General features: G+C 40.1%; 23 protein-coding genes. 12 read left to right on the forward strand and 11 right to left on the reverse strand.

Going from position 1 to position 25,485, the window contains the following annotated elements:
- Window positions 1–71 precede the first annotated feature (71 nt).
- Window positions 72–2,102: a S9 family peptidase gene (locus CWC11_RS11110; protein ID WP_138682743.1), complete on the forward strand. Its 2,031-nt coding sequence runs from the start codon at window positions 72–74 to the stop codon at window positions 2,100–2,102.
- 551 nt (window positions 2,103–2,653) lie between these two features.
- Here CWC11_RS11110 and CWC11_RS11115 read toward each other — a convergent pair.
- Window positions 2,654–4,255: an isocitrate lyase gene (locus CWC11_RS11115; protein WP_138682744.1), complete on the reverse strand. Its 1,602-nt coding sequence runs from the start codon at window positions 4,253–4,255 to the stop codon at window positions 2,654–2,656.
- Between the two features lie 242 nt (window positions 4,256–4,497).
- Between CWC11_RS11115 and CWC11_RS11120 the strand changes: the two genes are divergently transcribed.
- On the forward strand, window positions 4,498–6,678 hold the full coding sequence (locus CWC11_RS11120; RefSeq protein WP_138682745.1) for a malate synthase G: 2,181 nt from the start codon (window positions 4,498–4,500) through the stop codon (window positions 6,676–6,678).
- 197 nt (window positions 6,679–6,875) lie between these two features.
- On the opposite strand, the gene CWC11_RS11125 is transcribed toward CWC11_RS11120, so the two are convergent.
- The 4 genes from CWC11_RS11125 to CWC11_RS11140 form a co-directional block, all read right to left on the reverse strand.
- The gene (locus tag CWC11_RS11125) at window positions 6,876–7,601 is read right to left on the reverse strand and encodes a YebC/PmpR family DNA-binding transcriptional regulator (protein ID WP_058550438.1); all 726 of its coding nucleotides are present in this window, start codon (window positions 7,599–7,601) and stop codon (window positions 6,876–6,878) included.
- Window positions 7,602–7,722: 121 nt separating this feature from the next.
- Window positions 7,723–8,340, reverse strand: a complete 618-nt coding sequence (locus CWC11_RS11130; protein ID WP_058550437.1) for an HAD family hydrolase — start codon at window positions 8,338–8,340, stop codon at window positions 7,723–7,725.
- Between the two features lie 308 nt (window positions 8,341–8,648).
- Window positions 8,649–9,143: a DUF6702 family protein gene (locus CWC11_RS11135; protein WP_058550436.1), complete on the reverse strand. Its 495-nt coding sequence runs from the start codon at window positions 9,141–9,143 to the stop codon at window positions 8,649–8,651.
- Window positions 9,143–11,590, reverse strand: coding sequence for a M1 family metallopeptidase (locus CWC11_RS11140; protein WP_138682746.1), 2,448 nt, complete (start codon window positions 11,588–11,590; stop codon window positions 9,143–9,145). Before CWC11_RS11140 ends, CWC11_RS11135 begins: the two co-directional genes overlap by 1 nt.
- Before the next feature lie 294 nt (window positions 11,591–11,884).
- Here CWC11_RS11140 and CWC11_RS11145 point away from each other — a divergent pair, with 294 nt between their 5' ends.
- The 6 genes from CWC11_RS11145 (at window position 11,885) to CWC11_RS11170 (ending at window position 18,741) form a co-directional block, all read left to right on the forward strand.
- Complete coding sequence (locus tag CWC11_RS11145) at window positions 11,885–12,121, forward strand: hypothetical protein (protein ID WP_058550434.1); 237 nt, start codon at window positions 11,885–11,887, stop codon at window positions 12,119–12,121.
- 134 nt (window positions 12,122–12,255) lie between these two features.
- Entirely contained in the window at window positions 12,256–12,492 is a 237-nt protein-coding gene (locus tag CWC11_RS11150; RefSeq protein WP_058550433.1) for a hypothetical protein, read from the forward strand.
- 79 nt (window positions 12,493–12,571) lie between these two features.
- Entirely contained in the window at window positions 12,572–13,819 is a 1,248-nt protein-coding gene (locus CWC11_RS11155) for an exonuclease SbcCD subunit D C-terminal domain-containing protein (protein ID WP_138682747.1), read from the forward strand.
- A complete protein-coding gene (locus tag CWC11_RS11160; protein ID WP_138682748.1) occupies window positions 13,816–17,466 on the forward strand; it encodes an AAA family ATPase in 3,651 nt (1,216 codons plus the stop codon). The genes CWC11_RS11155 and CWC11_RS11160 overlap by 4 nt, the downstream gene beginning before the upstream one ends.
- Window positions 17,467–17,486: 20 nt before the next feature.
- Entirely contained in the window at window positions 17,487–18,143 is a 657-nt protein-coding gene (locus CWC11_RS11165; RefSeq protein WP_138682749.1) for a class I SAM-dependent methyltransferase, read from the forward strand.
- Between the two features lie 166 nt (window positions 18,144–18,309).
- On the forward strand, window positions 18,310–18,741 hold the full coding sequence (locus CWC11_RS11170; protein ID WP_138682750.1) for a putative periplasmic lipoprotein: 432 nt from the start codon (window positions 18,310–18,312) through the stop codon (window positions 18,739–18,741).
- Between the two features lie 45 nt (window positions 18,742–18,786).
- On the opposite strand, the gene CWC11_RS11175 is transcribed toward CWC11_RS11170, so the two are convergent.
- From CWC11_RS11175 to CWC11_RS11185, 3 genes are read right to left on the reverse strand one after another with little or no spacing between them, the layout of a single operon-like run.
- Window positions 18,787–19,179 (reverse strand): ACT domain-containing protein, encoded by a 393-nt coding sequence (locus tag CWC11_RS11175; protein WP_138682751.1) that lies wholly within the window; start codon window positions 19,177–19,179, stop codon window positions 18,787–18,789.
- Between the two features lie 9 nt (window positions 19,180–19,188).
- On the reverse strand, window positions 19,189–19,740 hold the full coding sequence (locus CWC11_RS11180; protein WP_138682752.1) for a DUF6942 family protein: 552 nt from the start codon (window positions 19,738–19,740) through the stop codon (window positions 19,189–19,191).
- Entirely contained in the window at window positions 19,741–20,196 is a 456-nt protein-coding gene (locus tag CWC11_RS11185; protein WP_058405404.1) for a YaiI/YqxD family protein, read from the reverse strand.
- Between the two features lie 120 nt (window positions 20,197–20,316).
- Between CWC11_RS11185 and CWC11_RS11190 the strand changes: the two genes are divergently transcribed.
- On the forward strand, window positions 20,317–20,838 hold the full coding sequence (locus CWC11_RS11190; protein WP_138682753.1) for a lipocalin family protein: 522 nt from the start codon (window positions 20,317–20,319) through the stop codon (window positions 20,836–20,838).
- Between the two features lie 209 nt (window positions 20,839–21,047).
- Here CWC11_RS11190 and CWC11_RS11195 read toward each other — a convergent pair whose 3' ends face one another.
- From CWC11_RS11195 to CWC11_RS11205, 3 genes are read right to left on the reverse strand one after another with little or no spacing between them, the layout of a single operon-like run.
- Entirely contained in the window at window positions 21,048–21,383 is a 336-nt protein-coding gene (locus CWC11_RS11195; protein ID WP_138682754.1) for a DUF3325 domain-containing protein, read from the reverse strand.
- Window positions 21,380–22,975, reverse strand: a complete 1,596-nt coding sequence (locus tag CWC11_RS11200; protein WP_138682755.1) for a PepSY-associated TM helix domain-containing protein — start codon at window positions 22,973–22,975, stop codon at window positions 21,380–21,382. Before CWC11_RS11200 ends, CWC11_RS11195 begins: the two co-directional genes overlap by 4 nt.
- Window positions 22,972–23,310, reverse strand: coding sequence for a hypothetical protein (locus CWC11_RS11205; RefSeq protein WP_138682756.1), 339 nt, complete (start codon window positions 23,308–23,310; stop codon window positions 22,972–22,974). The genes CWC11_RS11200 and CWC11_RS11205 overlap by 4 nt, the downstream gene beginning before the upstream one ends.
- 223 nt (window positions 23,311–23,533) lie before the next feature.
- Here CWC11_RS11205 and CWC11_RS11210 point away from each other — a divergent pair, with 223 nt between their 5' ends.
- The 3 genes from CWC11_RS11210 to CWC11_RS11220 all read left to right on the forward strand — a co-directional run bounded on the left by CWC11_RS11210 (window position 23,534) and on the right by CWC11_RS11220 (window position 25,365).
- Window positions 23,534–23,890: a VOC family protein gene (locus CWC11_RS11210; protein ID WP_138682757.1), complete on the forward strand. Its 357-nt coding sequence runs from the start codon at window positions 23,534–23,536 to the stop codon at window positions 23,888–23,890.
- A 150-nt stretch (window positions 23,891–24,040) separates the two neighbouring features.
- Entirely contained in the window at window positions 24,041–24,631 is a 591-nt protein-coding gene (locus CWC11_RS11215; RefSeq protein ID WP_138682758.1) for a uracil-DNA glycosylase family protein, read from the forward strand.
- Window positions 24,628–25,365 carry a phytanoyl-CoA dioxygenase family protein gene (locus CWC11_RS11220; protein ID WP_138682759.1) on the forward strand — a complete coding sequence of 246 codons (738 nt, stop codon included), beginning with the start codon at window positions 24,628–24,630 and terminating at the stop codon, window positions 25,363–25,365. Before CWC11_RS11215 ends, CWC11_RS11220 begins: the two co-directional genes overlap by 4 nt.
- Window positions 25,366–25,485: the final 120 nt, after the last annotated feature.

Genomic DNA, 25,485 nt, shown 5'->3' on the forward strand with positions numbered 1-25,485 from the left:
CCCCTTTTAATCCCTGAAAAGCTATCATATAAATACATTTAGAATGATAAAAATCACAACAGGGATCACAAATGAAAAAGTTTTTAGCGCTTAGTTTTGGTAGTAGCCTCGTTTTAGGATGCAGTAATTTAGCCTACGCTGAAATAAACACACTGCAATTACAAGACGTATTCAATTTAGAATACGCCAATCAAATAGATATAACCGAAGACGGTAAAACGGTTTATTTTGTTCGTAACCGTATGGATATAAAAACCGACCGTAAAGTAGGTAATATTTGGTCTGTTGATTATAAAACTAAGCAAATGCAGCCATTAACTTCTGGCGTGCATATGGATTACTCGCCAGTGCTTTCTCCAGATGGTCAGCGCCTTGCATTTATATCTACCCGCGATGGCAGTAGCCAAATTTATATGAAGTGGCTAAAAACCGGTGCAGTAGCAAAAATTAGTAACTTAACAAGCTCCCCTCGTGCTATTTCATGGAGCCCAGATTCAAGCCAGCTTATTTTTAGCATGTTTGCTCCAAGCAACTCTTCGTCGCCAGTAAGCTTACCGGGAAAGCCAAAAGGTGCAACGTGGGCAGAACCTGCTAAGTTTATTGACGATGTTTACTACCGAGCAGATGGTGGCGGTTATACGCAAAAAGGATTTAGCCAGCTTTTTGCCATAGATGCCAACGGTGGGAATGCACAGCAACTCACAAATGATGAATTTGATAACGCTGGCAATGTTAGTTTTAGTAAAGATGGGAAATCACTTTATTTTTCAGCAAACAGACACGAGCAAAACTTACTTAAACCAACCAATAGCGAAGTGTATAAACTTAATTTAAATACCTTAGCTATTGAGCCAATAACTGATAGAAATGGCCCTGACGAGCAACCTAAAATCTCTCCCGACGGTCGTTATTTAGCGTACACAGGTTACGATGACAAGCGCACTAATTACGAAAATACCCAGCTTTATATTCGTGATTTAAAAACGGGTGATACAAAAAGTTTAACCCCTAATTTTGATAGAAGCGTTGGGCAAATTAAATGGAGTGCTAACTCAAAAGGCGTTTACTTTAGCTATGCCGATGAAGGCCAAACCGCCCTTGCCTATCAACCTCGAAGCGGTAAACGTAAAGTAATCACCGAGCAAATTGGCAGCGTTGCTTTTGGTCGTCCTTATTCTGGTGGTGATTTTGATGTAAGCGAAGATGGCGAAATAGCCTTTACCCTTGCCGATACTCAGCGCCCTTCAGACATAGCAACCATTAAACGCGGTAAAGCGCAGCGTTTAACTACCCTTAATAATGATGCTCTAGCAGACAAAGCTTTGGCTAAAGTTGAAGAAATATGGGTTAAATCAAGCCACGATGAGCTGCCTATTCAGGGCTGGATTGCGTACCCGCCTGAGTTCGATAGCAGTAAAAAATACCCATTAATACTAGAAATACACGGCGGGCCTGTTGCTAATTATGGCCCTCATTTTAGTGCTGAAGTACAGTTATTTGCCGCAAAAGGTAATGTAGTTTTATATATGAACCCTCGTGGGAGTGATTCATACGGTAAAGAATTTGCTCAAACCATACACCATAATTACCCAAGCAACGACTTTGACGATTTAATGACCGGTGTTGATGCAGTAATAGCAAAAGGCTTTATTGATGAGTCTAAGTTATTTGTAACAGGTGGCTCCGGCGGTGGTGTGCTAACAGCATGGATTGTAGGCCATACTGACCGCTTTGCAGCTGCGGTGGTTGCTAAACCCGTTATTAATTGGATCAGCTTTGTACTAACTGCTGACTTCTATCCGTTTTTTGCCGATTACTGGTTTCCGGGTAAGCCATGGGATCACATTGAGCATTACATGAAACGCTCACCTATTAGCTATGTAGGTAATGTTAAAACTCCTACTATGTTGCTCACTGGCGAATCTGACTACCGTACACCAATATCAGAAACTGAGCAGTTTTATCAGGCGTTAAAACTACAAGGTGTTGATACTGCAATGGTACGCATACCTAATGCATCTCACGGTATTACAACCCGCCCATCTAACTTAATGACCAAAGTTGCTTACATTCAATGGTGGTTTGATAAGCACACTAAATAAACTCAAGATGATAAATTTATAACTTACATAAAAGCCACTTCAAGTAAGTGGCTTTTATATTTACTGCTGTAGTATTCAGACTGTAAACCCCCTTTACAGTTTTGTGGCAGGCAAGTATCGGACTTAGCCAGAACTTCAGTTAGTAAAATTTCGGTTTATACTACTTTAGCTAGTTTGAGTTAGTAAAAAATCGGTTTGAGCCACTGTTTATAACCTCTCAGTTAGTAAAATTTTGTTTTATAGTTATAAGAAGTTAGTAAAAAATCGGTTTATAAAACGCATTTAATCTTTCCATAAATCTAAAATCAGTAACTTATCGGCTTTTTAATGCCCAACAAAGGCCCTTTACGGTAAAAATTAGCGTAAAAAATGTGTTTTATAGCGTGTTAGTTAAACTCTGATCTGTAAATTTACTCAGGTAGTTAAATCGTGATCCAAAATAATTTGGTTAGTTAAAGTATGATCTGTAGCTATACGTCAATGACCTAACTTTATTTAAAATAATAAAAAAGGGCCTACCGGCCCTTGAGTAACACTATCTAGTTAGGAATTTAAAATTGGTTCATGGTGTTATCTTCACCACCTGCTTTAAGTGCGTTATCACCCGAGAAGTACTCTTTATGCGTATCGCCAATGTTAGAACCAGCAAGATCCTGATGCTTAACTGACGCCTGCTCACGGCGAATTTCTTGGCGCTGTACATCACGTACATAAGCAAGCATACCCATGTCACCAAAGTAACCTTCAGATAAAATATCAGTGCTTAGTGCAGCAGTATGATACGTAGGTAATGTGATTAAGTGATGGAAAATACCGGCTTCACGTGCGCCATCACGCTGGAAGTTTTGTACTAGCAAGTCTGCTGCTTGAGCAAGCTCAGTGTCATCCATTTCTGGCGCCATTAAACCTTTGTTGTCACCTAAGCTTGGGTAAGCACTTAAGTCACGACCAGCTTCTTGCCATTCTTGGTACACTTGCTCGCGGAACTTAAGCGTCCAGTTAAATGAAGGCGAGTTATTGTATACAAGCTTAGCATCAGGTACTTGCTCTTTAACGCGATTTACCAGTTCTGCAATTTGCTTAACATGTGGTTTTTCTGTTTCAATCCACAGTAAATCTGCGCCCGACTGCAAGCTGGTAATACAATCAAGTACTACGCGGTCTTTTTCGGTGCCTTCGCGGAACTGATATAGGCCATTTTCAAGGCGAGTTGGTTTACATAGCTCACCGTTAATTTTCATTGCGGTATCACCTTCATTTAAGTCATCTACCCCACTAATAGGTGTCGTTTCTAAAAAGGCATTGTATTGGCTAGCTAAATCACCCGGCGTTTGAGATACCGGTACTTTTTGTGTAAGGCTTGCACCTAACGAGTCGGTACGTGCCACAATAATACCGTTATCAATCCCTAGTTCTAAAAATGCGTAACGAACCGCATTAATTTTTGCTAAAAAGTCTTCATGCGGTACGGTCACTTTACCTGCTTGGTGGCCACATTGTTTAGCGTCAGAAACTTGGTTTTCAATCTGAATGGCACACGCGCCGGCTTCAATCATTTTTTTAGCAAGTAAGTAGGTTGCTTCTTCGTTACCAAAGCCTGCGTCAATATCGGCAATAATTGGCACTACATGGGTTTCAAAGTTATCGATTTTATTAAGCACAGCTTGTACATCACCACCATTTGCTTTTGCTTCATCTAAATCGTTAAACAAATGGTCTAGTTCACGAGCATCAGCTTGCTTTAAAAACGTATAAATTTCTTCAATTAATGCAGGTACCGACGTTTTCTCGTGCATGCTTTGATCGGGTAATGGGCCAAATGCAGAGCGAAGCGCTGCAACCATCCAACCACTTAAGTATACGTAACTGCGTTTAGTTGTTTTTTGATGACGCTTAATAGCCATCATCATCTGCTGCGCAGTAAAACCATGCCAACACCCTAAAGATTGTGTGTATTGGCTTGTGTCTTTATCGTATGCAGCCATATCTTCACGCATTACGTCGGCTGTGTATTGTGCAATTTCAATCCCAGTACGAAAGCGGTTTTGTAAACGCATGCGGCTTGCATACTCTGGGTTAATTGCTTTCCACGCATTACCTTGTGATTGGCAAAGGGTCGCTAGAGTGTCTGTTTCGTGTGTGTACGTTGTCATAATAAAATCCTTCGAACGGGTCTATAAATTATTTTAATGTTGTGAGAGTGGCTAGGAGTGTGTGCTCCGTTTGCTTAATTCAACATTAGGCTCATTTTTTAGATTTAGTAAATTTATAGTTGTTATTGCGGCTATATATTTTATGAATGAGCAAAAAGCACTCAACACTGTGTTTATGCGGTATTGTTTGTTTAACACACACTTATAAAAACAACACACGGCACCGTTTAAGGAAGGTAATTATGACTCACACTCTCACACACTCAGGGCTAAGCGTAGATACACAGCTAGCTGACTTTGTTAAAACAAAGCTACTTCCAGGTACTCATTTATCAGAGCAGCAATTTTGGAAAAGCTTTGCAAATATAGTGCAAACACTGACTCCAACAAACCGTGCACTACTTGAAAAAAGAGAGCAATTGCAGCAGCAAATAGACGACTACCACTTAAAAAATAAATCGTGGGACAGCGCTGCATATCACTCTTTTTTACAAGAAATAGGTTACTTGGTAAAAGAGCCTGAAAATTTTAGTATTGAGACTCAAAATGTTGAGCCAGAGGTGGCACTTACAGCTGGCCCACAATTAGTTGTGCCTGTTAGTAATGCACGCTTTGCGCTTAACGCAGCAAATGCTCGTTGGGGTTCATTATACGACGCTCTTTACGGCACAGACGTGCTAAGTGAAGAAGACGGCGCCGAAAAAGGCAGCACATATAACCCAGTGCGCGGCTTTAAAGTAATGGCTTATGCGCGCCAGTTTTTAGATAAAGCACTACCGCTAAGTAATGGCTCGCACATTGAAAGCACTAATTACTCAGTAGTTAATGGTAGCCTAGTTATAACGCTTCGCGACAGCTCGCAAACAAGGCTTGCTAACCCTTCACAACTTATTGGTTTTAAGGGTGAAGCGCAAAATCCAAGCGTTATTTTATTAAAAAATAATGGCCTACATTTAGAGCTACAAATAGACCATCACCACCCTATTGGCCAAGCCGATAAAGCTGGCTTAAAAGATGTCGTACTCGAAGCCGCTCTTACCACCATAATGGATTGCGAAGACTCTGTAGCCGCAGTTGATGCCGAGGATAAAGTACAAGTTTATAAAAATTGGTTAGGCCTTATGCAAGGTAATTTAACTGAGTCATTTAAAAAAGGAGATAAAACGGTAGAGCGCACCTTACAAAGCGATAAAACATACACAGCTCTTGATGGTGACACAGTTACCTTAAAAGGCCGTAGCATGATGTTTGTACGTAATGTAGGCCATTTAATGACTAATCCGGCTATTTCTGATATTTACGGTCAGCCTGTATTTGAAGGCATTATGGATGCAATGTTTACAGCCACAGCAGCCCTGCACGACTTAAACAAAAAAACAGGCATTAAAAACTCAAGCGCTCAAAGTATAAATATTGTAAAGCCAAAAATGCATGGCCCCGACGAAGTCGCCTTTACCAACACATTGTTTAGCCACGTAGAAGAGGCACTAAGTTTACCTAAAAATACACTTAAAATGGGCATTATGGATGAAGAGCGCCGCACCTCTGCAAATTTAAAAGCCTGTATACATAGAGCTAAAGAGCGTGTTGTATTTATTAACACCGGCTTTTTAGATAGAACCGGAGACGAAATTCATACCTCAATGCATGCAGGAGTTGTATTACCAAAAGCAGAGATTAAAAAGCAGCCATGGATCCAAGCATACGAAGACCGTAACGTAGATATTGGCCTTGCTTGTGGCTTAAGTCACAAAGCACAAATAGGTAAAGGCATGTGGCCAATGCCAGATAAAATGGCACTAATGATGGAGCAAAAACTTGCGCATCCGCAATCTGGTGCCAATACCGCATGGGTTCCCTCCCCTACAGCGGCGACCTTACATGCAATGCATTATCATGATGTAAATGTATTTAACGAGCAACAAAACATAGCGACACGTGCACAAGCAAGCCTTAGCGACTTACTTACGCCACCATTAATGGACGATGTTACAACGCTCTCAAAAGAAGATATTCAAAGTGAGCTTGAAAACAATGCACAAGGCATTTTAGGTTATGTTGTTCGTTGGATAGACCAAGGGATTGGCTGCTCAAAAGTGCCCGATATAAACCATATAGGTTTAATGGAAGACAGAGCTACACTGCGTATCTCAAGCCAACATATGGCTAATTGGCTACACCATGGGGTATGTACGCAGGCTCAAATAGAGTCAACAATGGCTAAAATGGCTAAAGTAGTTGATGGCCAAAACGAGCACGACAGCGCGTATAAACCTATGGCAAGTAACGAGCTATCACTTAAAAATAGCATTGCTTATCAAGCCGCTTTAGCTTTAGTTTTAGAAGGTGCAAAACAACCAAGTGGTTACACTGAGCCATTACTGCATAGCTACCGTATTAAATATAAATCGCAGCATAGCTAATACACTTTAACGTTACTAAATCGGCCTTGGAGCTGGTTTTTATAACCTAAAATTAAAATACTTGTACTTTTATGACATTTGTAAAATATATATCCAAATAATCATAATACGCATGAATATCTAACATTTATTCAAACGTAAAAAAGCGCGTTTTGCTTACACAAAACGCGCTTTTTTAGTATTTTTAGGAGTTCACTCTAATTTTTTACAATTGCATTGTGATAAATATTTTGTACATCGTCACAATCTTCAAGCATATTTATAAACTTATCAAAGTTAGCAATCACTTCTTCGTCTTCAATTTCAATATTAACTTGAGGAATAAACGTAATTTCGTCTACTTCAAAGTTAATGCCTTCAAATGCATCTTCAAGGGCAGTTTTAGCTTTAAAGTATTCTGTTGGCGGAGCAAATACCGATACTTTACCATTCTCGCACTCAACATCGCTCACATCTACATCAGCCATCATGAGTGCTTCAAGTACGACTTCGTCGTCATCACCTGCAAAGCCAAGTACTGCATAATGATCAAACATATGTGCAACACACCCAGGAGTACCTATTTTTGAGTCTGTTTTAGTAAACGGTAAACGCACATCTTTTATTGTGCGGTTTGGGTTATCTGTTAAGCAATCAACAATAACCATGCAATTTCCAGGGCCATACCCTTCGTAGCGAGCAACAGAGTAATCTTCCCCTGCCCCACCGGCTGCTTTTTCAATTGCTTTTTCAATAACGTGTGCTGGAACTTGGTCTTTTTTAGCTTTTTCGATTAAGCGACGTAGCGTTTGATTAACTTCAGGATCAGGTTCGCCATTTTTTGCTGCAACGTAAATCTCTTTACCGTACTTTGAGTTTATTTTTGTTTTTGCGTTGGCTGTTTTGATCATAGAACTTTGACGAACTACAAATGCTCTGCCCATTTTGTGCCTCTAATGAATACGTTACCTTTTGCCGTATTTTATCAATTTCAGTCGTATTGGGCTAGTTATCAAATTTAAATAACGCGGATCTATTTGTTGAATAAATAAAACTGCACGCTATTTAACATAACTCTATTTTTTTAGAGTAGCTGTCTACTAAAGTCACTAATTCTATAAAATCATGTAAAACATAATCTGCTTGGTCGGCATATGCTGGAGTGGTATCGGGAGCGTATAAACACGCGCGCATATTCGCATTATGTGCAGCTTGAATATCGTAAAGAAAATCCCCTACGTACAATAAATTGCTAGGGCTTATATTCCAAAGTGTAGAAATTGCATTTAACGCACTCGGATCGGGTTTTGCTGGCGCATCACTTCGGGTTAATACTGTTTCAATAGGGAGTGGGTTATTTTGTAGCTTAATCGCAGCTGCTTTATCAAAATTGCGAGTAACAATAGCCATAGGAATTTTTTTTGCTTTTAAAGCATTAACGGCATCAGCCACGCCCGGTAAAATACTGGCATGTTGAGCGTCTATTAACTCGTGTTGATGAACAATATTCATTGCCTCCTCACGCATATAAGGAGATGGCAACTGAGCAATGTAATCAAGTAAATCTTGTTCACAAGGGCAGCCAATCTGGGCTTTTATTAACGAAAAATCTAATTCAGAAGAAACCAACGTTCCATCTAAATCAAAAATAACACCATAAATAGCCTCTACCTGAGTAGTCATATCATTCCCTGAATTTAGTTAGTACTAAATGAAATTTAAACATAAAATTCTCTACTGCTTATGCCTTTATATAAAAGGATAAATGAAACCATATTTAAATTATTTATTTGCACCGCTATCAATCTATTGATAACACAGTAAATATAATTGGTAATTGTAGCATGTGCAAGAAAAGGTAAATATACAAATTAAGCTACCCATATTTACGTAAATTTACATATAGCAGATCAAAAATGAACACAGTTTAAACGTATGAAGAAAACGCGCACATTAACTGCAGTGCGCGTCGGTTGGGGAAGTATTAAATATTAGTTTTGCTCAAAGCGGGCTTCAAGCCAGGTATCGTCTTGGCTAAAGTTAAGGGTTTTAATTTTTCCTTTACCTTCAACGTTTACCATATTTACTTGAGATGGCCATAAATCACGCAGTGCGCCATTACTCATTTTTATACCCTTAATCCCTTTAGGAATGGCTGCCTCTTGGTATACCCAAAAAAACTTACCATCTACTTGTGCTCCAACAGAGTTAAGCTTTAAAGTTTCACCGCTGAGCGTTTTTAAAGCCACATGCGATTCAACATATTTAGCAAAACGCTGCTGATCAACTTTATTGCTAATAATATCAACCTTGCCTTCAAATAACTTACCTACAGCATGTTCGGTGTCATGTAAGTAAAAGCGATGCATAAGCTCAATATTACTCGTACGTTTATTAAAAAGCACAGTAGTAACCGATGACTTAAGTTGATGCGCCATACTTGGCGCAGCAACTAAAAGGCAAACAATAACAAGCAAAAAGCGCATTACTGTTGCTCCTCACCGTCATCCTTTTCGTCTTTTTTCTCATCCGTTTTAAGCTCAGTTTTAATATCTTGCATGATATCGCGGCTAACCTTAGCTTTACTCTTTTTCTTTTTGAATACTTCTATACGAGAAGGAATAATACGGCGAGGGTAGTTATTGTTCTCAACATCCACATCTGCAGTTTCCCAGCGTGGGTCAACGGTTACTGATACAAGTGGTTTGTTTTTATCTGTAACAATTAGCTTTTGAACGTTTTTGTAATTACGACGCCAAATTTCAGCAGGAATATAACGCTCTTCGGTTGTGCCATCTTCATAAGTTAGCTCTAATAAAATAGGCATTACCAAACCACCTAGGTTTGAAAATTCCATTACGTAGTAGTTTTTATCTTCTTCAAGCGCGCGGTCAAGCGTTTTACGCTCCCACGGCTCTAAGCCTTTTAAAAACTTGTTGTACGAGTTACGTTCTTTATTAGTAACAGTAAAGCGGTCGTTCTCGTCGTAAAAATCTGTAACGTCAGTATTTTTCTCAACCCACGTTTTTTTACCTTCGGCACGGTTACGCTCAACAAATAAAGACGTTGGCTTATCGGCTTCAATATCGCGTAGGCGACTGTAATCAATATCTGGGTTTTTAGTATCTAAACGCAGTTGATAAACTTTATCCAGCGAAATATCTACATGGTCTGTGGTGTAAAACCAACCACGCCAAAACCAATCTAAATCAACACCAGAGGCTTCTTCCATAGTACGGAAAAAATCTGCTGGAGTAGGGCGCTTGTACTTCCAGCGCTGAGCGTACTCTTTAAATGCAAAATCAAATAAATCGCGACCTAAGATAACTTCACGTAAAATATTAAGTGCAGCCGCAGGTTTAGTATAAGCATTAGGACCTAAACGTAATACGCTGTCAGACTGAGTCATTATTGGCACTTGGTTTTCAGACTTCATGTAGCTCACTATATCGCGTGGCTCAACGCCCCAAGGAATCGTAGGATCCCATTCACGACCAGCAACGCCATCTAAAAAGCTATTTAAGCCTTCATCCATCCACGTCCATTGGCGTTCATCTGAGTTAACAATCATTGGGAAGTAAATATGACCAACTTCATGAATAACTACGCCAAGTAAAAAACGTTTTTCAGCTTGCGAATAAGTACGCGTACCATCGTCTTGTAGCTTAGTGCGCGGGCCATTAAAGGTGATCATTGGGTATTCCATACCACCCACTGGGCCATTTACCGATTGCGCTACCGGGTATGGGTAATCAAACGAGTACTTAGAGTACACTTCCATCGTGTGTACTACAGCTTCAGTTGAGTATTTTTTCCATAAGTCGCCACCTTCTTTAGGGAAGAACGACATAGCCATTACAAGCGGCTGAACGTCGCCACCTTGCTGGTAGCCTTTTGCATCCCACATAAACTTACGAGATGATGCCCAAGCAAAGTCACGTACGTTCTCTGCTTTAAAGTGCCATGTTTTAGTTTTGTCGGTGCCTTCTTTTTCGTTTTCTAGCGCTTCTTCTTCAGTAACGATAAACACAGGGCGTTTTGACGTTTCTGCTTTTTCTAAGCGATTACGTTGCGTACGTGTAAGTACTTTACTTGCGTTATCAAGTTTACCCGTTGCCGATACAATGTGATCCGCAGGAACGGTAATTTCTACGTCGTAGTCACCAAATTCAAGCGTAAACTCACCAGAGCCTAAAAATGGTTTGTTAGTCCATGCTTCGTAATCTGTGTAAGCAGCTAAACGCGGAAACCACTGAGCAAGTAAAAATATATCGTTGCCATCTTCTTCAAAGTGCTCGTAACCAGAGCGAGCGCCAACGGCATCTTCTTCTACAATGTTAAAAGCAAAGTTCATACTAAACTCAGCTTCTTTGCCTGGCTTTAATGGCTCGTTTAAATCAATGCGCATTAACGTATCAACAACCGTTACACGTAACTCTTTGCCATTGTCGTCTTTAACGCCACTAATTGTATAACCTAGTTCGTTGTCGCTCATAAACTGCTGACGACGAAGCTCACCTAAACTTAACTTAGCTGGCTTTTGTGCCGGTAAGCTATTAAGTGTGCTTTTAAACGTTTTAGTTGTTTCAGCAATAGAGTCGCTTTTAAATATATTTTGATCTAACTGTAACCACAAATATTTTAATGTATGTGGCGAGTTATTTTTATATTCAATACTTTGGCTACCCGTAATACGGCGCTTTTTTTCGTCTAGCTTTACATCAATGTCGTAATTAACACGTTGCTGCCAGTAATTTTCACCCGGCTCACCGGCTGCACTGCGGTAAACATTAGGTGTTGGAAGAGCTTCGTCTAATTGACGAAATTTATCAACGTAAGAGCCTTTTGTTTGCTCAACTGAAGACGCCATAGCTGCACTAGATATTGCCAACGGCAATACAAAAGCACTTAGCGTAAGACTTATTTTTTTCATTGTTAGTCCTAAAATAATTTTGTGAGCGTACTTTGACAAATATACCTACACGCTTCAATAAATTAGCGACCAAGTACCGTATTTTTAGGGTGATATACGCCTATTTTTAAGTATAAAAAAATACAGTTATTTTGTAACAAAATGCAACAAGATAAAAAGTGTAAAGGGGGTTTACAAAACTCAGAAGAGTCCATGCACTAAAAAAAGGTACACGCCCTTGAGTTTACTTGCTTCAGGCCTAATTCATAGTAATAGCTTAAAGTTAAATTAAGTATCGTGTTAAAGGGGCAACGTATGAAATTTTACATCGTAAAAAAAGATCATCAGCTCGAAGCAATCCCTGCTGAAAAATCATTACTTGAACGCTACGAAGCTAACCAATATTCGTATGTTAATGTAGTGTCGGCATGCGACAAGCAAGATGCACTCAAACGCCTACCTACTGAACAAAAACACAGTAAAATGTGGCTAATAATTGGCGCAAATATTGCGGTGTTTTCATTAATTTTAACTATTTATACGATAAATTAAAAATAGTGTAATTTTAGGTTGATCTTTGTTGCTGTTTGTATTTAAAATCGCCCACCTTTTTATTTGAGGCAAATAAATTCGTCACATTTATCCTCAAATATATATCGATTACTAGTAAGAAATGCGGTGGGCTTATGGATTTTTACATCCTAAAAAAACAACAAGAACTAATTGCAATCCCAGCAAGTGAGAACAACTGCAAGCAGTATCTCGATTCAGGTTATTTTTATATTGATAAAGTAGCGGCCTGTAACGAAACAAACGCACTTAAAGCATTACAAGCAAAGCAAACTAAAACGTTAAAATTACCATTATTAATGGCACTTTTAGCTTTACCGGTTATTTTTGCAGCGTGGTATAACTTAACCTAGCGCTAAAGCACGCCCAAGGCTTGCATCTTTAACTGCCTTGGGTATATTGGCGCTCTTACGGTTTTATTAAGAGCGCGACATGAAAGTCCTCCACACCTCAGATTGGCACCTTGGCCAACAATTTTACGAACACGACCGCCGTGTAGAGCATCAAGCATTTTTTACCTGGTTACTTGCCACACTTGTTGAGCAGCAAATAGATTTATTATTAGTTGCAGGCGACATTTATCATACGGCAACACCAAGCGCTAGCGCCGAAAACCAACTTTATCAGTTTATAAAAGACGCTAAAAAATGCTGCCCACATATACATGTTGTTATTATTGCGGGCAACCATGACTCTGCTAACCGTATATTGGCGGCTCAACCTTTACTTGCTCAGTTTGATACCCACGTAGTAGGTCGTTTTGATGTATCAGCGCCTAGCGATATTATTTTAGAAATAAATACTAATAATAAACACGCTGTAATTGCCGCTATGCCTTTTTTACGCTCAAGCGATATAAGTTCACTAAGCCAAACAAAAAACGGCCCTAGCTACGCACAAGGCGTTGCAAAAGCATATGAGCTTGCCTTAGATCATGCTTATAAAATTAATGAGCAAAATTCACCGTTAATAGTTATGGGCCATTTGCATGCTAAAGGCGGCGACATATCAAGTGATTCAGAGCGTAACTTAGTGATAGGCGGGGAAGAATCAATTTCGGCGAATGTATTTGGCAATAAAGCCAATTATGTCGCTCTGGGCCATTTACACAAAGCGCAACAAGTTGCTAAAAATGACGCTATTCGCTACAGCGGCACGCCTATTCCTATGTCGTTTTCAGAGCGTAATTACACTCACCAAGTTAATGTTGTCGAATTTAAATGCGATGAAAAACAGAGTATTAGCACAACTGTAAACCCCCTTTACATTCCACGCTCAGCCGACGTTATTATTTTACCAAAAGGGGAGTGTGTACCATTAGATGAACTGTGCGAACAAATTAAAACCCTCGATTCAGCGCAAAATACAGTAGCGCCATATTTACGCGTAAAGCTTAAATCAAGTGATACCGACACCACTTTCAGAGAACAAATAGAACAGGCACTAGAGGGCAAAAATGTAAAGTTTTGCGGTATCGAACGAGTACGCGAACAATCAGATAACACCGGCAGCGACACTGTATTTGAAGATTTAAGTGAAGTTGAAATGCTCAACCCGCTCAATTTATTAGAGCAAGCCTTTGCAAACGACAAAGACATGGCAGGGCAAAGCGTACCCGATGAACTAAAAGCGCTTTTAAACGAAGTAATAAGTGAGCTGACGGAGCAAGAGCAACTATGAAAATAACCGCAGTACGCATACATAACTTAGCATCTATAGTTGACGCCGAAATCGACTTTACTCAAGCCCCACTAAAAGATGCAGGCTTGTTTGCTATAACCGGCGACACCGGCGCGGGTAAAAGTACCTTTTTAGATGCCATTTGTTTAGCACTTTACACAAAAACAGCACGGCTAAAAGGCGATAAAGGCAACCTAATTGATTTTAATGGCGACAGCATAAAATTAAACGATGCGCGTAACTTATTGCGCCGAGGAAAGTGGGAAGGCTTCGCAGAAGTTGACTTTGTAGGGCAAGATAAACAGCTTTACCGCGCGCGATATTCAATCCAGCGCACCCATAAAAAAGTAACGGGTAAATTAAAAGTAGCCGAGCATACGTTAGTTACCTTGCCTGATGAAACCCTAATAGCCGACAAAAGCCAAACCATAAAAGAAATAGAAACCAAAATAGGTTTAAGCTTTGAGCAATTCTCCCGTGCGGTATTATTAGCGCAACACGAGTTTGCTGCATTTTTAAAAGCTACGGGTGATGAACGCGCGCAATTATTAGAATGCCTAACGGGCACAGACAAATTTAGCCTCATTGGTAAACGAATATTTGAGCGCAACAAAGAACTAAAAGATGAGTTTGATTTATTACAAGCAAGCCTCGCAAGCTATACCTTATTAAGTGAAGATGAATTAGCAGTAAAACACACCACGCTTAATGAGCTAAAACAGCAAATAGAAGACTCTAAAAAAGCGCTAATAAGCACAGAGCAAAGTATAAACTGGTATAAGCAAGCCAGTACACTTGAACAAGCACTTGAAGTAGCCACAAAAAATCAGCAGCATGCAAACAACAAACTTGCAGCAATTGCACAGCAAAGTGAGCAAGCAAAACAAGCACAAAGTGCGCTAGAAATAAAAGATAACCGTAAGCGACATGAGTATTTAACGGCGCAAAATAACGCCCTTAATACACAAATAACTGACTTAAAAAATATTGACCATGCAGCGCTTATAGAAAAGCAGGCCGCAACACTTAAAACAAAGCAAAGCGAATTAAAAACAGCGCAAGAGCAAAAGCAATCTGCTGAGCCAATTATTGCAAAAGCCCGCGATCTCGACAGCCAGCTTGCTATACACGCACAAAGCATTACTAGCCTTACTCAGCAACGCGACAAAGAACAACAGCAATTAAGTGATTTACACGCGCAACATAAGCAAAGCCAAACTGCGCTTGATGAAGCAACTAAGCTAAACACGCAGCATCAGCAATGGCTTGCTGAGCATACGCAGCTTAAACCATTAGCGAATGATTGGAATTACTACCAACATAGCTTTAATCAGTATCTAAGCGCTAATGAGCAACTTAATGCCGCAGCAACTCAAAACCAGCAGTTACTAGCAGAGCAAACCAAACAGGCTGAGCTTTTAACAACGCAAAATAAAAAGGTAGAGCAGCAAGAGCACCAACTAAGCCATGATCAAAAAAACCTAAACGAGCTGAACGAGCAACAACGCCAATTTAATATTGAGCAATGCGACAGCGAACTTAAAAATATTGATTACTTAAAAGAGCAGCGAATACGCTACACACAATTTACCCAAGAGCTTAAGCAAAGCACACAAGCGCAAAATAATATTGCAGTTAAGCTTAGCCAAAGTGAGCAACAGCAGCAGTCGCTTTTACAAAATCTAGCAACGTGCGAGCAAGCACTAAAACATAACGAATATGCGCTAAACCAAGCTCGCCTGCGTGCCAGCGAAAACGTAGAGCATTTGCGCGCGCAGCTTAACCCTAACGAGCCCTGCGTAGTGTGCGGTGCAACCGAGCACCCCTATGCTACTAATCAAAACCCGCAATTAAACAACTTAATAGCCGATTTTGAAGCCAGCTATACTAATGCTAAAAAGCAGCACGATAGTGCCCAAACGCAGTTACACACGCATCAAACACAGCATGCTGTACTCGTTAACGAACACACTCAGCACGGACAAACCATTCAAACGCTCAATGCTAAACGAAGCGAAATGAAAACTACCATGGAGGCTGCGCGCACACACTTAAATGCCCTTACAGCAGAAAACCTTGATGAAACCTATAAACAGCTTAATGAGCAAAAAGCGCAGTATTTTGAATCGCAAAAACAGCAAAATGCTCTACAAGCAAAAGTAAACCAGCAACAAAGCTCACTAAAAGCAGAGCAACAAATACAGCAACAATTGCATAATATAAATAGTGAATTAACCAATAAACTAAGCCAAATAAATACAAAATACACTGAGCTAACGTCGCAAATTAGTGAGTTAACTACAGCGCTTAATGCACAATTTGAACACAGCAACTTTTGGCAACAACTACAAGCAGGCTCGCTTAACCTAAGCGATTTAAACCAGCAGGTTGAGCAGTATCAGCAAACACATGCGCAACTTGAGCAAAGTCAAAAACAAATAGACACTGCTAATCAGCAATTGCAGCAACTTACGCCGCTAATTTCTAAAAGCGAAAGTGCACTTAAAACGCTAAAAGAGGATTTAGTCAGCGCTCAGCAGCTACAAAATACAACACAAAGTGAGCGCCTTGCGTTATTTAATAACGAACAAATAAGCGCAAACGACTATCAAGCAAAAATTAATGCCCAACTTGAGCAATGCCAAACACAGTTAAACGCAAGCCAGCAAGCTTACGATAGTGCAGTTAAAAAACGAGATGAGCATGCAATTGAGCTTAAAAACGCAGAGCTTCGCTTAGCCGAGCAAAGCACAGAGCTTGCAACCCTTGATGCGCGTTATAAGCAATGGTTTAGCGACTTTAAAGCCCAGTACAGTGAGGCAACGCACGAGCAGATCACAATTTTACTAACGTTAAGTAGTGAGCAAATTAAAGCCCATCTAACCCAGTTTGAGCAGCTTTCAGCTGCACTTTTAGATGCAAATGCTGCGCTTAAACAGCAACAAAGTGCGCATACAGATCATCAAAATACTAACAAGCCATCACAAAGCCACGCTGAACTTAGCGAGCAATTAGCGGCATTAAATACAAAGCAAACTGAGCAGCAAAATAGTTTACTTGCCACTAATACCGCCATTGAGCAGCATAATCAAAATGCCAAAGCACTTGAAGGTAAGCAAACGCAGCTAGCTGCCCTTAAAAAGCAAGTTGAGCAGTGGCATTTATTAAATAAAGTATTAGGCGATGCAACCGGTAAAACCATGCGTAATTTAGCGCAAACACAAACGCTAAAAATATTACTGCATTATGCAAATAGCCATTTAAAAACCCTTAACAAACGCTACGAGCTCACAGCCATTGCGCAATCGCTCGATATTGCCATTATTGACCGCGACATGGCCGACGAACAACGCTCGGTTAATACGCTCTCTGGTGGTGAATCATTTTTAGTCTCACTGGCATTGGCGTTAGGGCTTGCATCGCTTTCGTCAAACAAAGTGCAAATCAACTCTTTGTTTATTGACGAAGGGTTTGGTACGTTAGATAGCGAAACACTCAGCGTTGCTATGGACGCGCTCGATTCATTACAAGCACAAGGCCGCAAAGTTGGGGTTATATCGCATGTGAGCGAAATGAGCGAACGTGTAGCAACGCAAGTACATGTAAGTAAACAAAGTGGTGGATACTCCACTGTTGAAGTTTTATAAGCTGATTAAAGGAGTTAAAAATGCCAACATTTACAGGCGAGCAAGCAACCCATTACAACAGCCGCATAACGCGTTTAGTACCTGGTTATGAGCTATTGCACCAACTTACCAATGCACAACTTAAAGCAACCCTTAACGATAACGCGCATATTTTAGTTGTGGGCGCAGGCACAGGCAAAGAAATTCTCGCCCTTGCCGCGCTTAACCCTACTTGGCAATTTACCGCGCAAGATACCTCAAGTGATATGCTTGCAATTGCTAAACAAAAGTTTGAAGAGCACGGCATAGCAAAGCGCGTTAACGTTATTGAAGGCGAGCTTGATAAACTCTCTACCAAGGCCGACGCCGCACTATGCCAACTCGTAATGCACTTTTTAGAAGACGACGGCAGTAAAAAGCAGCTACTTAAAAACATTAAAGCTAATTTAAATAAAGGCGCGCACTTATATATTAGCGATTTAATGAAACCCGAAACCGACTTTGAGCGCGAAGCACAAATTACTGTGTGTGCCGATTTAGGCTTAAGCGATGCAGGGCAAGCCTACACAGCTCAAAACTTAGAAAGTGAATTTTACCCACTTGATAGAATGCGCTTTAGCGAGTTACTTAACGAGTGTAAATACGGCATTCCTAAGCTTTATTTTAAAGCGCTTGGTTTTAGCGGGTACGTTGTTTAAAAAGATAAAATTTACGTAATGTAATCCTATAACACCGAGTATGCATACTCGGTGTTATATTTTATACACATCCTTACAACTTCTAACAGCTACAAACAAACTCCTCACATATTTTTTATGCCCTCATGCTTACAATCTTTCTATTAAGTATTTATAGGGACTCAACATGAAAAAGTATCTTATCGCGGTATTACTACTCTCAGGCTGCGCATCACAAGGGGTAGATAGAAATAATCAAAACCAAATAGTTAAGCGCTACTACGCATCGGTAGAATCAATGCAACCCGTAACACTTTCATCAGAGGTAGGCACAGGCATAGCAGCAGGCGCTGGGTTTGGCTTTGTAGACAGCTTAGATGGTAACACTGAAGAAATGGTAGGCGGAGCCATCATTGGCGGCTTAATAGGAGGGTTATTTACGGCACTATTTGAAGGCGGTAATGACGCCTATCAATATAATTTATACGCTGCCAACGAGGGTGAATTTACTGTAATTCAAAAGCAAAAACTCGATAAAAACACACAATGTGTAGCCGTAACTGCAGGCGATAAAGTAAAACTTGAGTCTGTAGCGCAGCACTTTTGCAGCGATAAATAAAACAAAAGCCGATACTGCAATATCGGCTTTGTATCAAATTAGCTCTTAACTAATCTCACCAAGTGCCTTCATGGCTGCCTGTGCTTTATCGGTTTGTACAAAAATATGGTCGTGATAAAACGCGGCCACTACATTGGCGCTAATATTATGCTCGGTTAATTTAGCCGATACCGCAGCAGTTAACCCTACAGCCTCTAGGCTTGAATGCACATTAAGGGTAATTAAATTATATTTACCCTCGTAAGTAATACCCGCTTTGTCGGCAGTTTCAGCTTTTAAAATAAGGGTTAGCCCTTCTTCTTCAACGTAGCTGGCGAGCGGGTTTAAATTAACGTAGTCAGCAAGGTTGCCTGCTAAGGAGCAAAATATGTATTCACATTGTTTTAGTTCTGGCTGCATTGATTTTAATAATTCATTTAACTCTAAAATTCCGGCCATAGTAGTTCCTTACGATCTGTTTTTAGTGTCTTTTAACTGTGCAACTAATGCGCTTAAACGAGCTATTTTTATATTACTTAACTGCCTGTAATCAAAATACGGGCAAACAATAATGTGGTTAGTTGTATCAATTGCAAACTCATCGTCGAGCCAATTAAATTGCGCTTTAAGCTTACCTTGTTGAAGTAAGTTTTTTGCATGAGTACGCCCAGCAATAATATGCAGCTGGTTTTTATTAGTGCCGTTAATAATGGGCGCACTAAATAAAAGGGCTGTTTTACTGTTATTTTGCAGTAAAAATTTATCGCGATATGCTTGCCAACTATCGGCTTGTTTAGCAAAGCTGTAATGCTCGCTCGGTAGTGCAAATAACACTTTAGCGTATACGTTAAACACCTTGCGCCAACCATTTCCACAGTGCTGATTTATGGTATTTATTTGCTCGTTTATTACAGGCTCAACTCTTTGCAGGGTTTCAAAGTAGTGCATAGGCGGTGCCTTTGCGACATACACGGCTACATTAAAATTTTGCTCGCCTAGGCCAATAGCTTGCTCTGTCACTTACTTGGCCTTGTTTTGCGCTAAAATTCGGTCTAGGTTATTAGCAAAGTTTTGGCGGTCGGTTTGGCTAAGTGGTGGTGGCCCGCCACTCATTTCAACGCCGCTTGAGCGCATAGTATCCATAAAGTCGCGCACGTTTAATAACGAGCGAATGTTTTCTGGCGTGTAAAGCTCGCCACGCGGGTTAAGTGCTTGGCCGCCGTTATCAATAACTTCGCTGGCAAGGGGTATGTCGCCAGTAATAACTAAATCACCTTTTTCTACACGTTTTACTATTTCGTCATCGGCAACATCAAACCCGCTCGAAACCTGAACGCGGCTAATAAACTTTGAAGGCGGAATGCGCATTGCATGGTTAGCCACTAAAATGGTTGGTGTTTGCGTGCGCTCTGCTGCTCTAAAAAGAATTTCTTTTATAACCACGGGGCACGCGTCGGCATCTACCCATATTTTCATGCTTTAATCTTTTAATTGCTCTAGTATTTAGCTGATCCTATAGCAATTTATTTTAATCGGCTAGCAAACTTTATTTGCTTAGAGCCGTACAAACAGCATCACATTTAAAAAGGAGCTTTCATGAAGGCCATTACGACTATTTTACTTATTACAGGGTTATTTTTACTCACTGCCTGCACAAGTGCACCTGAAGGTATTACCCCCGTTAAAAACTTTGACCTTGAGCAATACAAAGGTAAGTGGTACGAAATTGCCCGCCTAAATCATTCATTTGAAGAAGGCATGGAGCAAGTAACAGCTACTTACACAGTAAACGACGACGGCACAGTAAAGGTGCTTAACAAAGGGTATATCACTAAAGAGCAAAAGTGGGATGAAGCAGAAGGCTTAGCCAAATTTGTAGAAGGCAGTGACACAGGTCATTTTAAAGTGTCGTTTTTTGGCCCATTTTATGGTGCTTACGTAATTTTTGAGCTCGACCAAGCCGATTACCAATACGCGTTTATAACCAGCTACAACCGAGATTTTTTATGGTTTTTATCGCGCACGCCAACAGTGAGCGACGAGCTTAAACAGCATTTTATAACTAAAGCTAAAAAACTAGGTTTTACTACAGAGCAAATAATTTGGGTTGAGCAATAGGGTTTGTAAAGCCCCTTTACAGCTGTAATAAAAGGATCACCTTACTGTAAAGTAATTTAAATAAGCTGGGGTTATATTAGCTGCACTTGCAACGAGACATGCAAGTGTTGGACATACTGAATATCCCCCTTATTGTTGGCAAGCCTTATAGCTTGCCAATTTTTTTGCCTAAAATTTATAGTTATAGATCACGATTTTACTAACTAAAGCTAATTTAACGCTAAAAATAGCCCACTCACTGTAATTAATACCGCATTTAAAACACTAAATAGTTTTACAAGCCCAGTTAGTAAATTATAAAAAATCGTTATAATTAAAACATTTAAACTCATAAACCCGCAAAATAGTAGTGCGCCATAGCCACTTTGTGTTTCTATACAAATCGCTAAACTTAGTAAAATACTGATCCAAGCAATAGCTAAAAGCTGCCTACGTTGTAATTCGGTAGGGCGTTTTTTAAAAACATCTTTAAAGTGGTTAAATTTAGCCAACGCAAAACCATTAAACGCGAACAAACACAGGCTAAAACTGAATAAATCAATCATGCTTTTTGCCTTTTATTAGTGTTTGCACGGCTACTTGAGAGTGTGTGTTTTGCTTTTGTAGCAGTACGTAATTTTTCGGTTTGTACTAAAAACAATATACTAAAGAGCAAAAATAGCGCATCAAATATAAATAACGCCCACTGTTTATGCATTAAATAACTAACAATATTGCCATTAGTTGTGAGCGCATTAATTACAGGTACGCTTAAACATGCAAGTGCATTAATAGCGGCCATTACTCGCCATTGCAGCTTATCGCGTTTAATTAAGGCAATAACACCCGCCACTAACCAAGCTAAAAAGAACGCTGTTACTTCTTTATCGTCGCGCCCAGAAAGGGTAGGGCTAAGTAACCTATTGGCAATAAAAAATGCGCAGGTTGCAAGCGGTAAACCCATAATAGTCGCAAGGTTTAAACCTTCTACTAATTGTAAGCCAAACGATGCCTTACCTTTACTGCGCTCGCGTATACGTTTAGCCCACATTATGCAGCCAGTAGCTATCATCACACAGCCTGCAATACCGCCTAATACATACAACCAGCGTAATAACGGTGTGGCAAAACGCCCTGTGTGCATAGAGTTAAGTGACTCGTAAAGCGCCTTGCTGTTAGTGAGCTCATCTGCCGATTGGTTAACAAGCTCGCCTGTGGCACCACTAAATAAGAGCCTTGGCGTTTGATCGCGCAACGCCTTACCAGGGTCTACCAAAACAGTAACCGTTGAGGCCGCCATATTAGGCTCGCTTACTCTAACACTGCGTATATCAGCATCTGGCCACTTAGTATAAACCTGATCCAAAATGGTATTAATAGGCAACATTGCTGCGCTACCTTGCGCTTTATTAGTCACGTTATTGCTTGGCGATACATCGTTAAAAAAGCCACGCATGCCATTGTCGTAGGTAGTTAGCGCAGGGTAGGGGAACAACATAAATATAAGCGTAATAATGCCTGTGTAGGTAATCATTAAATGAAACGGCAGTGCAAGTACCGAGCTTAAGTTGTGCGCATCTAACCAGCTACGTACTCCCTTATTACGCCTAAAACTAAACATATCTTTAAAAATACGTTTATGAATTACCACGCCCGATATAATCGCAAGCAACATAAAAAAGCTGGCAAAACACACCACCCAACGCCCTGTTATGGCATCTAAATAATAAAGCTGGTAATGCAGCCGATAAAAAAAGTTACCGCCTTTGGTTTCTACAAAAGGTGGCAGTTCTTGCATTGTGTTTGGGTTTAATTGGGTATTTACAAATTGACTGCGACGCTGCCCTGGCTCTTTTGGTTTGGCATAGCCATACACCAAATAGGGAATGCGCTGCTCTGGTAGCGTTACTCGCCAACTATTAGAGCCAGCGCCATGGTGGCTTAAATAATCAAAGCCTTTAACAATTTGCATACGCTGCGCGGCCACTCTGTCGGTTTGCGCTTGCACATTATGAATTGCGGGCTGGTTCCACAGGTTTATTTCGTCTCTAAAAAAGCTAACCGTGCCTGCAAAAAAAATGACGTAAATAATCCAGCAAGTAAGTAAGCCTACCCACGTATGTAGCCAGGTCATAGACCTAAAAAAACTGTCTTTCATAGCCAATCCTTTAATACTGCAAGTATGCCAACAAACAGCCCTATACTTAGTAAAATACTGATCCAAACAGTTTTGAGCGACTTAATCGCAAAGGCATAAATAAACACAATCGCATAAATTAAAATACTAATAGACACGCAAAACAAAACCGCATCTTGTTTAGCAATTGGCAACACAACACTTAATAATGCAATACTCGCTGAGGTAAAAGCGTAGCCGCCGACAATGGCAATAAAAAAACGTAAAAACACTAATACCTTGTAACTACTAGCAATTTTTAATAATGCAGCAAGGTTAAACTTAGTAAAAGATGCACGATGCAACAGTGCCTGCATAGTTAACAAATCCTTTATTTAAACATGGAGGATAAAATGAAGGCGCTATTATATAGGGTTCAAATACAAAAGATAGCTATTCTCATTTGTGTACTTAAGTAAATCTAAATTAAATTTTTAAAGCTTAGTAAAATACTGATCTGGGCAGTTTTAGCATTGTTGATTAGCCAATAGCTTAGGTTTAAAGTGGTAATTACAGGCCAACATAAAGAGCAAAATTATAATGAGCAACCACGAAAAACTAAATTATGTCGAGTTTCCAGCGTGCGACTTAACAGCCACAAAAAGCTTTTTTACTAACGTGTTTAATTGGCAATTTACCGACTACGGCCCAGAGTACACGGCGTTTAGCGGCCAAGGGCTTGATGGCGGCTTTTTTAATGCGCCCCTTAAATCGCTCACTCAAAATGGGGCTGCTTTGCTGGTGTTTTACAGTAATGATATTCACGCAACTTATAAAAAAGTAGTGCAGTTTGGCGGTGAAATAGTAAAACCTATTTTTGAGTTTCCGGGTGGCTGCCGGTTTCATTTTACAGAGCCCAGTGGTAACGAATTTGCAGTTTGGTCTGAAAAACACTAAGTATTACAAGGGCTACAGCGCTGCTTTAAACAGAGATCACGATTTTACCAACTACTGGCCGTTTTAATTAAAATAAACCGATTTTTTACCAACTCATTGGGTCAAAATGGCCATTTAGAATAAATATTGAGCATTTAAGGCCAAATAAACATGAATACCAGCCAATTAATAGAGCAAGTTAGTAAATGCGTGATCTGCGAACCTCATTTACCTTTAGGCGCTCGCCCAGTAATACAATTTAACCCTAACGCCCGTATTTTAATCGCAGGCCAAGCGCCTGGTATTAAAGTGCACCAAAGCGGTAAACCCTTTAACGATGCTAGCGGAAACCGCCTGCGCGAATGGCTTGGGCTAACGCCTGATGAGTTTTATAACGCGAATAATGTAGCTATTTTACCTATGGGCTTTTGCTATCCTGGTAAAGGTAAGTCGGGCGATTTACCTCCTCGTAAAGAATGCGCGCCCGCATGGAGAGAGCAATTACTGGGCGCTCTGCCAAATTTAGAACTAACAATAGTGCTTGGTAAATACGCGCAGGCGTATCATTTACCTCACACAAAAAATAGGCCTTTAACCGAGTTAGTAAAATCGTGGCGTGAGTATTGGCCACAATATTTAGTGTTACCGCACCCAAGTCCACGCAATAATATTTGGCTTAAAAAGAACCCGTGGTTTGAGCAAACAGTATTACCAGAGCTAAGCGTCCGTGTAGCTAAAATATTAAACAAAGAGCCACAATGAATATTTACAAAACAGATGGTTATATGCTTGTAAAGGGGCTTTACAGCGCCACAGAGCTAAATAAAATTAAGCTCCTAGTTAATGCCTTTCATACACAGTGGAAAGCTAATAACCGTGAGTTTTATAAATCCCGCGCTATTAATAGCTCAGGCTTAACAAATAGTGAGTATTTAACGGCGCAGCAAAATGAGTTTTTATTTAGTTTAATTGCTGATAACAAATTAATTAAGCGTGTGAAACAGTCGATTAGTGAGCCAATGTTTTTAAATACTCAGTTATTTTTTAATCCCGTTAATGTTACACAAAAAAATTATTGGCATCGCGATATGCAATACCATTTAAATGTGCAAGAACAACAAGCCTCGTTAAACGGGCCAGACGTAGTGCACTGCAGGTTAGCCTTACAAGACGAGCCAGGCATTGAGCTTGTGCCCCAGTCACATAAAAATTGGGATACCCCAGAGGAGCTAAATGTACGCCTTGCAAAAAATAATAAACTACCTAGCGATAACTTAGCTACAGGTAAAACAATTAAGCTAAATGCGGGTGACTTATTGCTGTTTTCAGCCAATATGATTCATCGTGGTTTATACGGTAAAAACCGCTTAGCACTGGATATTATTTTTTGCGAAAATGCACCACAGCTTACTGCCTTTATAAATGCAGCAAACACCCCAAGCTCAGCAATAGCAAATAAAACCGCTAATCCACAGGTATTTTTTAACCCACTCTAACTCCTTACTAAATCCGCACTAAACCCACACAGCCTCGTTTAAAACTAAACTTTTTTAGCTCAACTATAAATATTACTAATAGTGCTGAATAAATAAACATCACTGTTATTTATTTTAAGA

Source organism: Pseudoalteromonas sp. S3178, from assembly GCF_005886985.1.
In the GTDB taxonomy this organism is placed as follows: Bacteria; Pseudomonadota; Gammaproteobacteria; order Enterobacterales; family Alteromonadaceae; genus Pseudoalteromonas; species Pseudoalteromonas carrageenovora.